A 14,428-nucleotide genomic window follows, 5' to 3' on the forward strand; every position below is an offset into this window, starting at 1 on the left:
CGTCTCTCGGCGGCCCAGGCCCCGGATCAGCTTGGCGGTCCGCCCTCGCCGCGCCGACCGACCTCGGCCCGGGAGACGCAGGCGTCGTCCACAGGAGGGCCCTCGGCCCGCCGCCGTCCACAGATCCGGCGACGGGGGTCGCGCGGGCCCGGCCTCGACGACGAGCCTCGGCGGCATGACGCGACCCACGACCTCCCTCGACCCACTCGCCCTCGACCTGGCGCGGCAGCAGCACGGCGTCCTCACGACGGCCCAGCTCACCGCGACCGGTCTGTCCGCACCCACCCTCGTGGACCTCGTCGGCCGCGGGGTTCTCGAGCACCCCGGGCGGGGCCTCTACCTCGTCGCGGAGACGGCGGCGACCGAGCGCCGGGCCCGTCTGCGCCAGCTCGTCGCGGGCGCGTTCCTCCTGTACCCGGATGCCGTCCTCACCGGCTCCTCGGCGCTAATGGCGCACGACGTCCCGCTGTGGGGGGCCGACCTCCGACGACCTGCGGTGCTCCGCCCGGTGGGGCGCAGCGGCGGGTCGGGGCTGGTGTGGGTGCGGCCGCTGCGGGTCGGACGGTCGCTCGGGTCGTCACCCTGGGGGCCGAGCGTGGAGATGGCCGACGCGCTGGTCCAGCTGGCCATGGACGACGGCATGGCTCCCGGGGTGGTGGCGATGGATGCCGCCCTGCGGTCCGGTCAGGTGACGCGGGAGGACCTGGACCAGATGGTCGCGGCCGTCCAGACCTGGCCCCACGCCACGCGCGCGGTGGCCGCGGTGCGCCACTGCGACGGGCGCCGGGAGTCGGTGGGCGAGTCCCGCTGCGCCCTCGACCTGGCCGTGGCCGGGATCGTCGCGACACCGCAGGTCGACGTGCGCGACGACGACGGCGAGCTCGTGGGGAGGGTCGACTTCCTCGTCGAGGGGACCCACGTCATCGTCGAGTTCGACGGCAAGGTCAAGTACGGGTCGGGGGACCCGGCGGTGCTGTGGGCCGAGAAGCGGCGGGAGGACCGGCTCCGCCGCCTCGGGTACGTCGTGGTCCGGGTGACCTGGGCCGACCTCGAGCACCCGGGACGCGTCGCCGCACGGGTCCGGGCCGCCATCGTCGCCGCCTGACTGCCACGCGCGTCCAGGCCGCCGTCGTCCTGCCTCCCGCGAGGGTCCGGGCCGCCGTCGTCACGCGTGACTCGCCTGACTCGTCGCGAGGATCCCGGGCTGCCGTTGACACTGCGTGACTGGCCTGACCCGTGGCGAGGATCCCCGGCTTCCGTTGTCACCGCGTGACTCGCCTGACTCGACGCGAGGATCCCGGGCCGCCGTTGTCACCTGTGACTCGCCTGACTCGACGCGAGGATCCCGCGCCGTCGTCGTCATCCCCTGACTGCCACGCGCAACCGGCCGCCGGCGTCGCGGCGTGACACTCGCGCGCGTCCGGGCCGCCTTGTCGCGACGAGACCGCGCGAGATGCGGTGGGCGCATGAGCCCTGCCGTCGGCGGGGACCCGGCGGCCGGCGCTCCGGCCCTCCGACCGCGGCGCTGCAGGAGGGTCTGAGCGCGCGCTCCGACGTCGCGCGTGACGCACCAGCGGGGGCACGCACCGGAACCTTCGGGTTCGCGCACCTTCGGTGGGGGTGCGAACCCGAAGGTTCCGGGATCAGGCGAGAAAGTTGGGGAGGGTGGGGGTCAGATGAGCTCGAGGGCCTTGACGGCGTCGCGCTCGTCGGCGAGCTCCTTCACCGAGGCGTCGATGCGCGCGCGGGAGAAGTCGTCGATGTCGAGGCCCTGGACGACCTCCCAGCGGCCGCCGGACACGGTCACCGGGAACGAGCTGACCAGCCCCTCCTCGACGCCGTACGAGCCGTCCGAGCGCACCGACATCGACACCCAGTCGCCGTCGGGCGTGCCCTCGACCCACGTGCGGGCGTGGTCGATGGTCGCCGACGCCGCCGAGGCCGCCGAGGAGGCGCCGCGGGCGTCGATGATGGCCGCGCCACGCTTGGCGACGGTGGGGATGAAGGTGTTCTCCAGCCACTCCTGGTCGCCGACGGCCTCGGCGGCGTTGCGGCCGCCGACCTCGCAGTGGAACAGGTCCGGGTACTGCGTCGCGGAGTGGTTGCCCCAGATCGTCATCCTGCGGATCTCGGTGACCGGGACCTCGAGCCGGGCCGCCAGCTGGCTGATGGCGCGGTTGTGGTCGAGCCGGGTGAGGGCCGAGAAGCGCTCGGTAGGGATGTCGGGGGCGTTGCTCATCGCGATGAGGGCGTTGGTGTTCGCCGGGTTGCCGGTGACGGTGACCCGGACGTCGTCGGCCGCGACCTCGTTGAGCGCCTTGCCCTGCGGGGCGAAGATGCCGCCGTTGGCCTCCAGGAGGTCGCCGCGCTCCATCCCCGGGCCACGCGGGCGGGCGCCGACGAGCAGGGCGTGGTTGACACCGTCGAAGACGACGGTCGGGTCGTCGCCGATCTCGACCTTCGCCAGCGTCGGGAAGGCGCAGTCGTCGAGCTCCATGACGACGCCCTCGAGGGCCTTGAGGGCCGGGGTGATCTCGAGCAGCCGCAGCTCGACGGGGGTGTCCGGACCGAGCAGCGCGCCGCTCGCGATCCGGAACAGGAGGCTGTAGCCGATCTGGCCGGCGGCGCCGGTGACGGCGACCTTGACGGGCGTGCTGCTCACGGAGGTACCCCTTCTCAGGTGTGCGGGTCGTGTCGGCTCGACGCTAGCAGCGCCCTCGACGGGCGCCGAGGTCGCGTGACGGTGGCGCCGTCGCCGCGGGTGTGCTGGGGTGGGCCGGTGCGCGAGACCGGGCGGGACCCGCGGGCGCCGCGGGACCTGCGCCCGGTGGCGGTCGCGTCGCTCGTGGCGCTCGTCTCGGTGGGCCTGACCTCCGCCGCGGCGCGCTACGGGTGGCTCGGCCCCGACGTCGGGCGCGGCGACGGGTTCTGCGAGGCCGTGCACCCCGGCTGGGTCCGGCAGCCGGCCAACACGTGGAGCAACCTCGGCTTCGTGCTCGCCGGCCTCGCGGTGGCCGTGCGCGCGAGCCGCCCCGCCCGGCTCGGCCACACCCTCGGGCGCCACCCGGCCCTCGCGACGGCCTTCGCGGTGCTCGTCGTCCTGCTCGGCCCGGGCAGCATGGCGATGCACGCGACGCAGTCCGAGGTCGGGGGGCACCTGGACCTGCTGAGCATGTTCCTGCTGTCCGGGTTCGCCGTGGCCCATGCCGTCATGCGGGTGACCCGGCGGGGACCGGGGACGCTGGCCGTGGGCTTCGTCCTCGCCGTCGGGGCGGGGATGGCGGTGTACCTGACGGGCGGGCGGGTGCCGCTGCTCGGGCACGTCGGCAACGCCGTCTTCGCGGTGGAGCTGTGGCTGGCGATCGGCCTCGAGGTGCTGCTCGTCGTCCGCGGGCGCAGGCCCGGGGAGCCGCGGCAGGACACCGCCTTCGGCCTGGCGTCGGTCGGCGTCCTCGCGCTGGCCTTCGCCATCTGGACGACCGGCAAGGGCGGCCACCCGTGGTGCGACCCGTCCGCGCTGCTGCAGCAGCACGCCGTCTGGCACGTCCTCGACGCCCTCGCCGCCTACCTCCTCTTCCGTCACTGGACGGCGGAGCGGGCGCCGGACCGCGCCGACGTCAGCGCGGGGCGTCCGGGTCGACGCCCTCGGCCACCAGCGCGTCCTCGGGTGCGATCGAGCCGGTGATGTCGCGGTCGCGGCGGTCGACCCCGGTGACGAGGTGGAAGGTGGCGCCGGCGATGGCGGCGCCGAGCAGCGGCGCGACCCAGAACAGCCACAGCTGCGGAAGGGCCCCGTCGCCGGCGAACACCGCGACCCCGGTCGACCGGGCCGGGTTGAGCCCGGCGCCGGACAGCGGCAGCGCGAGCAGGTGGACGACCGCGTACGCCGCGCCGATGGCCAGCGGCTCGACGCCGTCGGGGGAGCGGGAGTCGGTGGCGCCGAGGACGACGTAGACGAGCACGGCCGTGAGCAGCACCTCGGCGACGAGGACGGCCATGAGCGTGTACCCGCCGGGCGAGTGCTCGCCCCACCCGGTGGCGGCGAGGCCGCCGGAGCGTCCGCCGAGCCGGCCGCGCGAGATCGACCACACCGCGAGCCCGGCGAGCAGCCCCCCGGCGACCTGCGCGCCGAGGTAGCCGGGGACGTCGCGCCACTCGAACCGGCGCGCGACGGCGGCGCCCACGGTGACGGCCGGGTTGAAGTGCGCGCCCGAGACGTGGCCGACCGCGTACGCCATGGCGGCGAAGCCGAGCCCCGCGGCCGCCGCCACCCCGAGGTAGCCGACGCCCACGGACAGGGCCCCGCCGGCCAGCACGTTCGGCGCGACGACGTCGGCGGACAGCACGGCCGTCCCGGCAACGGCGAGCACGAGGGTGAAGGTGCCGAGCAGCTCGGCGGCGAGCCGCTGGAGCGTCGTCGGCGTCGTCCCGGTCGTCCGGGCCGGACGGGACGGACGGGACGTCGGGGCGAGCGCGCGGGTCGGGGGCGTCGTCATGGCGCCCAGCATGCCGCGTGCCGGGCCCGCGCGGCCACGGACGCGCGCCACCGTGCCGAGGACGCGTCCTCATGGAGCGCACGAAGCGCCGGCCGGTCAGGTCCCGGAGGGTGCGCCGGGCCCCGTGACCGGCCACCGTGCCGAGGACGCGTCCTCGTGGAGCGCATCCGGGCGCCGGCCGGTCAGGGCCCGGAGGGTGCGCCGGGCCCCGTGACCGAGGGGTCGACGACGATCTTGGCGCGGGTGTGCCCGCCGCCGATCTCGGTCAGCGCGTCCACCACGCCGCCCAGCCCGACGACGCGGTCGACGGCCGGCCGCACCGTGCCCGAGGCGAGCCACGCGCCCAGCTGCTCGAGGTCCTCGCGCACGGGGGCGGCGGTGAACTGGTGGAACGAGGGCTCGGCTCGGCGGAAGGCCAGGGCGGTGCGCACGAGGTGGGGCACCGGCCCGAGCCAGCGGTTGCTCTTCGGCCCGCTGATGGCGACGAACCGCGCGCCGGGACGCAGCAGCGGGAGCCAGGCGGACGCCGGGTGGTTCCCGACCCCGTCGAGCACGACGTCGGCGGACACCCCGGTGGACGTGACGTCCTCGGCGGTGTGGTCGACCACCCGGTCGGCGCCGAGCGAGCGGACGAGGTCGACGTTGCGGCCGCTGCAGACCGCCGTGACCTCCGCGCCGAGGGCCTTGGCGACCTGGACCGCGAAGGTCCCCACCCCGCCCGCGGCGCCGTTGACGATCACGTGCTCCCCGGACCGGACCCGGCCGTGGGTGCGCAGCGCCTGCAGCGCGGTGACCCCCGCCACCGGGGTGGCGCCGGCGTCGCGGGCGGACACCTCGGCGGGCAGCGCGACGAGGTGGGCGGCGTCGACGACGGCGTACGGCGCGCAGCCGCCGCCGGCGGCCTCGCCGAACACCCGGTCGCCGGGACGCCACGCGGTGACCCGCGACCCGGTGGCGAGGACCGTCCCCGCGACGTCGGCGCCGGGCGTGCGCCGACGGGGCCGCAGCAGCCCGTTGGCCGGCCGGACGAGGTAGGGGGTCCCCGTCAGCAGGTGCCAGTCCAGGGCGTTGAGCGAGGACGCCTCGACGGCGACCAGCACCTCGTGCGGTCGGGGGGCCGGGACGGGCACCTCGCGCACGGCGAGCACCTCGGGCGGGCCGTAGCGGTCGGTGACGACCGCCGTCATCGTCGGGGGCGGGTCGGGCACCGGGACGGGCCGCCGTCCCGGGAGCGGGTGCGACGGGGCGGGTGGGCGGACGGCGTCGGCGGACATCGGGCTCTCCTTGCGTACGGTGTACGTTCCAGTGATGGAAGGGTGCAGCGTACGCTGTACGTTGTCAAGGCCCGACGACGGAGGGAGCCCGGTGGCTCGACGCGAGGAGGCACGCCACCGTCCCGGCGGACGGACGCCCCTGGACCGGGCCACCGTCCTCGCCGCCGCGGTGGCCATGGCCGACGCGGAGGGCACCGCGGGGGTGTCCATGCGGCGGCTCGCGGACCGGCTGGGGTTCGCCGTCATGGCCCTCTACAACCACGTGCGGTCCAAGGACGAGCTGCTCGCGCTCATGGTCGACGCCGTCGCGGCCGAGGTGCCGCCCCCGGACCCCGGCCTGCCGCCGATGGCCGCCGTCCGGGCGCACGCCCTGGACACCCGGGCCGCCTTCGTGCGCCACCCCTGGGCGCCCCCGCTGTGGCTGGAGTCGCTCCCCGGGCCGGAGCGCGTCGACCACATGGAGGCTCTGCTCGCCGTGCTGGCCCGCAGCGGGCTCGACCCCGAGACCGCCCACCACGGCTTCCACGCGGTGAACAACCACGTCATCGGCTACACCCTGCAGGAGCAGGCGATGGCCTTCCCGGCCGACGACCTCGCCGACCGGGTGGCGGTCTTCCTCGCCTCGGTGTCGGCCGACACCCATCCGCTGACGGTAGCGCACGTGCACGAGCACCTCGGCGGACGCACCGAGAGCAGCTTCGAGCTCGTGCTCGACCTCATCCTCGACGGGCTGGTCCGCCGGGGCTGAGCCCCGGCGGACCGGTCGCGTCGCCCCCCGGCGCCGGTCAGCGCAGCGGGTCGATGATCCCGTTGAAGGTCTCCGACGGGCGCATCACCGCGGCGGCCTTGTCCCCGTCCGGGCGGTAGTACCCGCCGATGTCCGCGGGGTTGCCCTGGACGGCGACGAGCTCGCCCTCGATGGCGTCGGTGTGCTCGACGAGGGCCTCGGCGACGGGGGCGAAGGTCCGCGCCAGGGCCTCGTCCTCGGTCTGCGCGGCGAGCTCCTGGGCCCAGTAGCGGGCGAGCCAGAAGTGGCTGCCGCGGTTGTCGGTGGACCCGATCCTCCGCGAGGGGGACTTGTCCTCCTCGAGCAGGGTGCCGGTGGCGCGGTCGAGGGCGTCGCCGAGCACCTGGGCGCGGGCGTTGCCGCGCTCGCCCTCGTGCCGGAAGGACTCCGCGAGAGCGAGGAACTCCCCGAGGCTGTCCCAGCGCAGGTAGTCCTGCTCGACGAGCTGCTGGACGTGCTTGGGCGCCGAGCCGCCGGCGCCGGTCTCGAAGAGCCCGCCGCCGTTCATCAGCGGCACGACCGAGAGCATCTTCGCCGACGTGCCGAGCTCGAGGATGGGGAAGAGGTCGGTGTTGTAGTCGCGCAGGACGTTGCCGGTGACCGAGATCGTGTCCTCGCCGCGGCGGATCCGCTCGACCGACAGCTTCGCGGCGTCGACGGGGGAGAGGATGCGCAGGTCCAGGCCCTCGGTGTCGTGGTCGGGCAGGTAGGCCTCGACCTTGGCGATGAGGTTCCGGTCGTGGGCCCGGGTCTCGTCGAGCCAGAAGACCGCGGGCGAGCCGGTGGCGCGGGCGCGGGTGACGGCCAGGCCCACCCAGTCGCGGATCGGGGCGTCCTTGGTCTGGCAGGCCCGCCAGATGTCGCCGGCCTCGACGTCGTGGCTCATGAGGACCGCGCCGCCCGCGTCGACGACCTCGACCCGCCCGGCGGCGGTCATCTCGAAGGTCTTGTCGTGGCTGCCGTACTCCTCGGCCTTCTGCGCCATGAGGCCGACGTTGGGCACCGAGCCCATCGTCGTCGGGTCGAAGGCGCCGTGCTCCTGGCAGTCCTCGACGACGGCCTGGTAGACGCCGGCGTAGGAGGAGTCGGGGATGACGGCGAGGGTGTCGTGCTCCTCGCCGTCCGGGCCCCACATGTGGCCGGAGGTGCGGATCATCGCGGGCATCGAGGCGTCGATGATGACGTCGCTCGGGACGTGGAGGTTGGTGATCCCCTTGTCGGAGTTGACCATCGCCAGGCGCGGCCCGTCGGCGAGCCCCTGCTCGACGGCGGCCCGGATCTCGGCGCCGTTCTCCAGCGCGTCGAGGCCGTCGAGGATGCCGCCGAGGCCGTTGTTCGGCGACAGGCCGGCGGCGGCGAGCTCCTCGCCGTGGCGGGCGAAGACGTCGGGGAAGAAGGCCCGCACGACGTGGCCGAAGACGATGGGGTCGCTGACCTTCATCATCGTGGCCTTGAGGTGGACGGAGAAGAGCACGTCCTCGGCCTTCGCCGCGGCGATCTGCTCGCGCAGGAACGCCTCGAGCGCGGCGACGTGCATGACCGTGGCGTCGACGACCTCGCCCTCCTGGACCGTGAGGCCGTTCTTGAGGACGGTCTCGGTGCCGTCGGCGGCGACGTGGCGGACGGTCAGCGTGCCGGGGGCGTCCAGGACGACCGACTGCTCGTTGGTGCGGAAGTCGTCGGCGCCCATCGTCGCGACGCGGGTGCGGCTGTCGGCGGACCACTCGCCCATCGAGTGCGGGTGCTTGCGGGCGTAGCTCTTCACCGCGTCGGGGGCGCGCCGGTCCGAGTTGCCCTCGCGCAGGACGGGGTTGACGGCGCTGCCCTTGACCTTGTCGTAGCGGGCGCGGACGTCGCGCTCCTCGTCGGTGGAGGGCTCGTCCGGGTAGTCGGGCAGGTCGTAACCCTGGCCCTGGAGCTCGCGGACCGCGGCCTTGAGCTGCGGCATCGAGGCGGAGATGTTCGGCAGCTTGATGATGTTCGCGTCCGGCGTCGTCGCGAGGTCGCCGAGCTCGGCGAGGGCGTCCCCGATGCGCTGCTCGTCGGTGAGGCGCTCCGGGAACTGGGCGAGGATGCGGCCGGCCAGGGAGATGTCGCGGGTCTCGACGGCGACCTCGGCCTGGGAGGCGAAGGCCTGGACGACGGGCAGGAACGAGTAGGTGGCCAGCATCGGGGCCTCGTCGGTGAGGGTGTAGATGATCGTCGCCATGGGGGTGTCGTCGCTCCTTCGTCGCGGATATCTTGACGTCAAGAGAAATCTTACCGGAGTCGACCGGCCGGGGACAGCCCGCGCGGGCTGCCGGGTGGGCGTCCGGGGGCCCGTACTCCGGGCGGGGGTTCCGATTCGGACGCCGGTCTGTGATCCTTCGGTGGTGGAGCGAGGCAGGGGCCTGGCGGTCGCAGGCGTCGTCACGCTGGCCGTGGTCGACGTCGTGCTCGTGACCTGGGCGTTCCGGCCCGCGTCCTTCGACGACGTCGCCTCCCGCGCCGGGCTGCCCGGGGCCGAGTCCTCGTCCGACGCCGCGCCGGCCCGCCCGCCGGCCTCCCCGACGGCCGACCCGAGCCCGTCGACCTCCGGGTCCGCCGTGGCCGCCGAGCCGCTGCGCGTCGTCCTCGCCGCCGTCGACGGCGGGACCGCCTGGGTCGCCCGCACCGAGGCCTGCGAGGACCCCGCCGAGGTGTGGGTGACCACCGACGGCGGCGGGTCGTGGTCGCGCTCGGACGCGCCGGGCTCCGCGGTGCGGGTGCGCGCCTCCTCGGGCACCGAGGCCTTCCTCACCGGTGGCGACGAGGCGTGCGACCTCAGCCTGTGGGGGACCGTCGACGCCGGGGGCACCTGGGGGTCCGACACCGTGGCCAAGGCCTGGTCCCGGGTCCCCGACGACGCCCGCGCGGTGCACACGGCGGTCGACACCGTCGTCCGACCCTGCGGCCGCCGGGACGTGCTGGACCTCGCGCCGCTCGACGACACCGACGCCCTCGTCGCCTGCGCCGGCGGCGCGGTCCGCAGCACCGACGACTCGGGGGAGTCCTGGACGAGGCGCTACACCGTCCGCGGCCTGCTCGCGCTCGGGCTGCGCGGGGACGGGACGGGGCTCGTCGCCAGCAGCACCGACGGCTGCGACGGGGTGCTCGTCGTCCCGGTGGACGGCGACGGGCGCAGCGCCTCCGGGACCTGCGTCGACGCCGACCCCGAGCCCGGCCGGGTCGCGATCGCGGCGACGGCCGACGGCGACTGGCTCGTCGTCGGCGACACCGTCCTGCGCCGGGCGGACGCCGGCGCGGACTGGACCGCGACGGAGAGTCGGCTGCGCTGAGCCGGCTGCGCTGAGCCGGCTGCGCTGAGCCGGCGGGCCGGCGCCGGGCGGGCCGCGTCCCCCGTGTCGGCCGCGGGGCCAGGGGCGGGGAACCGTATGCTGCCCGGCGGGCCCGGCGACGGCCCGTCCCCCGGCGCGGCCGCCGCCGCGCCCGGCCCCGAGGCGGACGCCTCCGTGCGGCGCCGCGGGCCACCGCGGCCGCGTACCGACGAAGCGAGAGGAGACGCGCGTGGGTCCTCGGCCGCGCCTCCTCGTCACCGGGATGACGGCGAACCCGGGGGGCAAGGAGTCGTTCATCCTCAGTGCCTTCACCGCCCTGGCCGACGACTTCGAGTGGGTCTTCCTCGCCGACCGGCCGAACCTCGCCCACGCGGACCGGATCACCGCCATGGGCGGGCGGATCGTCACCATCCGGCCCCGCTCGCAGTCCCCGCTCGGCAACCGCCGCGATCTCCGGGCCCTCTACGACGAGGTCGACTTCGCCGCCGTCTGGTCGCACCAGACGGTGCTCAACACCCTCGCGCCGCTGAGCCTGGCCCGCCGGGCCGGGGTCCCGGTCCGGATCATCCACAGCCACTCGACGCGGAACATGGGGACCTGGGTGGCGGCCGTCCTGCACCCGGTCAACCGGCGGCTGCTGCGCTTCGCCGCCAACCGCCGCTTCGCCTGCTCCGCCGTGGCCGCGCGCTGGTTCTACGGCGGTGGCCCCTACCGCCTCGTCCCGAACATCTTCGACGTCGAGGACTTCACCTTCGACCCGCGGGTCCGCGCGCAGCAGCGAGCCGCCCTCGGGCTCGGGGAGCGCACCCTCGCCCTCGTCCACGTCGCCCGGTTCGGGATCGAGAAGAACCACGAGCACGGGGTCCGCCTGGTCGCCGCGCTCACCGCCCGTGGGCGGGACGCCGTCCTCCTGCTCGTGGGCGACGGGGAGCGCCGCCCCGAGATCGAGGCCGAGGCGCGGCGGCTCGGGGTGGAGGACCGGGTGCGCCTCCTCGGCCTGCGCTCGGACGTGCCCCGGGTGCTGCAGGCGGCCGACCTGATGATCCTGCCCTCGCGGTTCGAGGGGCTGCCCTACACGGTGCTCGAGGGGCAGGCGGCCGGGCTGCCGTGCCTCGTCTCGGACCGGGTGTCGCCCGACGTCGACGCCGGGGGCACCGTCCGGTTCGCCCCGCTGGAGTCCTCGGCCGACGCCTGGGGCGACCTCGTCGACGGGCTCGTGGCCGGGCACGAGCGCCCGGCCGGCGCCAACCCGCTGCGCGGCGGCCCGTACGACGCCGCGGCCGGCCGGGAGCAGCTGCTCGCCGCCATCGCGGGTCCCTGGGCGACCCCGTGAGCGGGCGTCCCCGCCGGGAGAGCTTCGAGCGCAGCGCGGCCCAGCTCGTCGGCGGGAACGTCGCCGGCAGCGCGCTGCTCGCCGTCCTCGTCGTCATCCTGCCCCGCTACGTCTCCATCGCGGACTACGGCTACTGGCAGCTGTACCTCTTCTACGCGACGTACCTCGGCTACCTCAGCTTCGGGCTGGCCGACGGGATCTTCCTGCGGTACAGCGGCTCGCGCCTGGAGGACGTCCCGGCGCGGGTCGTCACCGGTCACGTCCGGGCGCTCCTGGTCCTCGCCGGCACCACCCTGGGCATCGCGGCGGCCGTCGTCTGGGCGCTCGTCCCGGACCGCCGTGCCGCGGCGGCCGTCGCCCTCGCCTGCGCCTCCACGGTCGCTTACCTCGTGCGCTCCCTGCTCACCTTCACCTACCAGGCGGCCAACCGCCCGGGGCTCATGGCGACCTCGCTCGTCCTCGAGCGCCTCGTCGGCCTCGTCGTGGTGGTGGTCCTGCTCTCGCTCGGGAGGACCGGGCTCGTCGGCATCCTCCTGGCCGACGTCGCCGGGCGGGTCGTCGGCCTCGGCTACACGCTCGTGCGCGCCCGCGGCCTCGTCTTCGTCCGGGCGCTCCCCGCGCGCGAGAGCCTCCACGAGCTGCGCGAGTCCTTCCGCGGAGGCATCTTCGTGAGCATCGCCGCGATCGCCACCGTCCTCGTCACCGCGGTCGGCCGGTTCGCCGCCGAGCGCGGCTTCGGGATCGAGGCCTTCGCGCAGGTCGCCCTCGCCTTCAGCCTCGTCAACATCGTCCTCACCGTCGTCACCCCGGTGAGCCTCGCCGTCCTGCCGAACATCCGCCGCCAGCCCGCCGAGCGGCTGCCCGCCATCTACCAACGGGGCCTGGACCTCGTGATGCCGGGCCTCGTGCTGTCACTGCTCGCCTACCTCCCGATGGCCTGGGCCGTCGGCTGGTGGCTGCCCCGGTACACGCTGCTGCCGGCCTTCCTCGGCGCCATGCTCCCCGTCGTCGTCTTCGAGAGCCGCACCCGCCTCTTCGCCATCCCCTTCCTCCAGGGCCTGCGCCGCGAGCGGTCCCTCGCGGCGGTCAACGTCGCCTCGCTGCTCGGCGCGGCGGGTCTCGCGGCGTTCGCCGTCCTCGTGCTGCACAGTGTCCTCGCCACCGTCCTCACCGTGACCGTCGCCGTCGTCGGCCGGGCGCTGGTGCTCGAGCGGCTCACCACGCGCGCCCTGGGGCTCGCGCGGCGCCCCCGCACCGCGGCCGAGCTCGTCGTGTCGGTCCTGTTCGTCCTCGCGACGAGCGGCCGGTTCGGCTGGCTCCCGTGGGCGGCCCTGGCAGTCTGTTGGGGCGGCTACCTCTGGTGGTGCCGCGCGATGGTGACAAAGTTGGTGCTCCGGCTGGCCCGGTCCGCGCGGCCGACCGGGCGGGGCGGGCCGGCACCCACGGTGCAGGGCTGAGAGGAGGTGCGGATGCGAGCGGTCGAGATCAGTGACGCGTCGCCGCGGGTCCACCGCCGGCTCCGGGTGGCCTCGCTCGTGCTGTCCGTCCTCGGCCTCCAGCTGCTGCTCGTCACGGCCGTCGGCGACAGCGCGTCCGGCGACCCCTCGTGGGGCTACCCGGTCCAGGTCGTCGGCGTCTGCCTCCTGTGGCTCGGCAACGTCGTCGCGGTCATCGGCCGCTGGCGCTCGAGCTTCGCGGTGATCGGCCTGCACCTCGCCTTCGCGCTGTTCCTCCTGGCCAACCCCGTCATCTCCACCCTCGCCGACATCCCGTTCGCGAGCGCCGTCGAGAGCCGCGGCGCCCCCGTCGCGCTCTGGCTCCTGGCGCTGAGCCTCGTCGGGATCCGGGTCGGGGTCGAGGTCATCGCGCACTGGCGGCAGGCCACCCCGGTCACCGACCGGCGCCGGCCGGGTCTGCGCAGCACCCGGGCCCGCCGGGTCCTCCTCGCCGCGACCCTGCTCACCCTCGCGGTGTCCCTCGCCTCGGCGACGGAGGCCTACCTCTTCGTCCGCTCGCACTCCTACGCCGAGTACTACACCTCCTACAGCAGCGCTCTCCCGGCCGTCGTGGACGTCCTCGGCGCGACGTCGTACGGCATGGTGGCCTGCTACCTCGCCCAGTTCCCCCGCGACCGCTCCTACCTGCTCGTCCTCGGCCTCCAGCTCCTCACGACGCTCCCGCAGCTCGCCATGGGGCTGCGGACCCCGTTCATGGGCGCGGTCGTCCTCGTCGTCGCGTACTCGCTGCTGCGTTGGCGGCTCCAGGGCGGGGTCCGGCTCCGGGTCCCGCTGGCGGTCGTCGTGGCGCTGCTCGTCGCGCTCCCGGCCGGGATGGCGGGGCTGGGTGCGCTCAGCTACTCACGGTTCGGCGAGAGCAGCACGACCGGGCTCGACCCGGTGACCGACTTCGTGTACTCGCAGTCGGTGTCCTACAGCGTCGTCTCCCGCGGCGTCGAGCTCTACGACCGGCTGCCCGACCACGCGGACAAGCACTACTCGCTCGGTCCGGTCACCGACTACGTGCTCTTCGGCAAGCCGGCCCAGGTGCTGCTCGGCGCGGAGCCGCTCGGCGGGAACACCGTGCGGCACGCCACGGTCGGGCACGAGTTCTCGCACGCCTTCTCGTACTACCTCTACGGGCAGGCCTACCTCGACGGCCGCGGCTCGGGGTCGTCGTACGTCGTCGAGACCTACGTCGACGGCGGCTGGCCGCTCGTGCTGTCGGCCAGCCTCCTCCTCGGCGCCCTGGCGATGTTCCTCGGCGTCGGGTACACCCGCAGCTGGCTGCGGGCCGCGGTCCTGCTCGTCATCCTCCCCGACGTCTTCCTCGTCGCCCGGGGCAGTGCGACCGGGTTCCTCGTGCCCGCGCTGCTCCCGCACTTCTGGCTCGCCGTGCTCTTCACCGGCGTCGTCCGGGGGGTGGCGGCGCGCGACCGGGGCCGGCGCCGGCCCGCGGGCTCCCGGCACGCCCCCGAGCGGGAGGACGGGCCGGACCGGCCGCACGGTGCGGACCCGTCGGGGCCGAGGCCCGCGCGCAGTCTCCAGCCGTCGGCCCGGATGGCGTCGCCCCCGTCGGGGGGCTGAGCCCGCCTCCGCGGGGCCGCTGTGGCGGAATCGTCCAATGTTGCGTGCCGGGCGCGTGGGGTCGACTAGCCTGCTCAACGTCCGTTCGCGGACACCAGCAAGCGTGTGTGGGACCACCTGCAGGGAGTGCGACCGCAA

The 14,428-nt window shown here is 75.1% G+C and carries 11 protein-coding genes; 7 read left to right on the forward strand and 4 right to left on the reverse strand.

All coding sequences use genetic code 11. The features are described from left to right. The first annotated feature begins 175 nt into the window (after window positions 1-175). Window positions 176-1,105: a type IV toxin-antitoxin system AbiEi family antitoxin domain-containing protein gene (locus tag EPD83_RS01230; protein ID WP_165566126.1), complete on the forward strand. Its 930-nt coding sequence runs from the start codon at window positions 176-178 to the stop codon at window positions 1,103-1,105. Window positions 1,106-1,672: 567 nt separating this feature from the next. On the opposite strand, the gene EPD83_RS01235 is transcribed toward EPD83_RS01230, so the two are convergent. After that, window positions 1,673-2,662 carry a malate dehydrogenase gene (locus EPD83_RS01235; protein ID WP_128367301.1) on the reverse strand — a complete coding sequence of 330 codons (990 nt, stop codon included), beginning with the start codon at window positions 2,660-2,662 and terminating at the stop codon, window positions 1,673-1,675. Window positions 2,663-2,779: 117 nt separating this feature from the next. Between EPD83_RS01235 and EPD83_RS01240 the strand changes: the two genes are divergently transcribed. Beyond that, window positions 2,780-3,685, forward strand: a complete 906-nt coding sequence (locus EPD83_RS01240) for a ceramidase domain-containing protein (protein ID WP_164896538.1) — start codon at window positions 2,780-2,782, stop codon at window positions 3,683-3,685. Here the strand turns inward: EPD83_RS01240 and EPD83_RS01245 are convergent. Then, the gene (locus EPD83_RS01245; protein ID WP_128367300.1) at window positions 3,618-4,496 is read right to left on the reverse strand and encodes an aquaporin; all 879 of its coding nucleotides are present in this window, start codon (window positions 4,494-4,496) and stop codon (window positions 3,618-3,620) included. The genes EPD83_RS01240 and EPD83_RS01245 overlap by 68 nt on opposite strands. A 182-nt stretch (window positions 4,497-4,678) precedes the next feature. Then, entirely contained in the window at window positions 4,679-5,770 is a 1,092-nt protein-coding gene (locus tag EPD83_RS01250; protein WP_128367299.1) for an NAD(P)-dependent alcohol dehydrogenase, read from the reverse strand. A 91-nt stretch (window positions 5,771-5,861) separates the two neighbouring features. On the opposite strand from EPD83_RS01250, the gene EPD83_RS01255 reads away from it, so the two are divergent. Continuing rightward, window positions 5,862-6,518 (forward strand): TetR/AcrR family transcriptional regulator, encoded by a 657-nt coding sequence (locus EPD83_RS01255; protein WP_164896537.1) that lies wholly within the window; start codon window positions 5,862-5,864, stop codon window positions 6,516-6,518. Window positions 6,519-6,555: 37 nt separating this feature from the next. On the opposite strand, the gene EPD83_RS01260 is transcribed toward EPD83_RS01255, so the two are convergent. Then, complete coding sequence (locus tag EPD83_RS01260; protein ID WP_128367466.1) at window positions 6,556-8,766, reverse strand: NADP-dependent isocitrate dehydrogenase; 2,211 nt, start codon at window positions 8,764-8,766, stop codon at window positions 6,556-6,558. Window positions 8,767-8,929: 163 nt separating this feature from the next. Between EPD83_RS01260 and EPD83_RS01265 the strand changes: the two genes are divergently transcribed. From EPD83_RS01265 to wzy, 4 genes are all read left to right on the forward strand, one after another. Continuing rightward, window positions 8,930-9,874, forward strand: coding sequence for a beta propeller repeat protein (locus EPD83_RS01265; protein WP_165566127.1), 945 nt, complete (start codon window positions 8,930-8,932; stop codon window positions 9,872-9,874). A gap of 229 nt (window positions 9,875-10,103) precedes the next feature. Then, window positions 10,104-11,207, forward strand: coding sequence for a glycosyltransferase (locus tag EPD83_RS01270; protein ID WP_128365137.1), 1,104 nt, complete (start codon window positions 10,104-10,106; stop codon window positions 11,205-11,207). After that, a complete protein-coding gene (locus tag EPD83_RS01275) occupies window positions 11,204-12,664 on the forward strand; it encodes a polysaccharide biosynthesis protein (RefSeq protein WP_128365135.1) in 1,461 nt (486 codons plus the stop codon). Before EPD83_RS01270 ends, EPD83_RS01275 begins: the two co-directional genes overlap by 4 nt. A 12-nt stretch (window positions 12,665-12,676) precedes the next feature. Further along, window positions 12,677-14,290 carry an O-antigen polysaccharide polymerase Wzy gene (gene wzy, locus EPD83_RS01280; RefSeq protein WP_128365133.1) on the forward strand — a complete coding sequence of 538 codons (1,614 nt, stop codon included), beginning with the start codon at window positions 12,677-12,679 and terminating at the stop codon, window positions 14,288-14,290. Window positions 14,291-14,428 lie beyond the last annotated feature (138 nt).

This window comes from Phycicoccus flavus (assembly GCF_004025965.2).
Taxonomy (GTDB): Bacteria; Actinomycetota; Actinomycetes; order Actinomycetales; family Dermatophilaceae; genus Phycicoccus; species Phycicoccus flavus.

What these genes read in the sequence shown, in the direction of transcription:
- EPD83_RS01230 (WP_165566126.1), top strand. Translation starts at nt 176, where the DNA reads ATGACGCGACCCACGACCTCCCTCGACCCACTCGCCCTCGACCTGGCG.
- EPD83_RS01245 (WP_128367300.1), bottom strand. Translation starts at nt 4,496, where the DNA reads ATGACGACGCCCCCGACCCGCGCGCTCGCCCCGACGTCCCGTCCGTCC.
- EPD83_RS01250 (WP_128367299.1), bottom strand. Translation starts at nt 5,770, where the DNA reads ATGTCCGCCGACGCCGTCCGCCCACCCGCCCCGTCGCACCCGCTCCCG.
- EPD83_RS01260 (WP_128367466.1), bottom strand. Translation starts at nt 8,766, where the DNA reads ATGGCGACGATCATCTACACCCTCACCGACGAGGCCCCGATGCTGGCC.
- wzy (WP_128365133.1), top strand. Translation starts at nt 12,677, where the DNA reads ATGCGAGCGGTCGAGATCAGTGACGCGTCGCCGCGGGTCCACCGCCGG.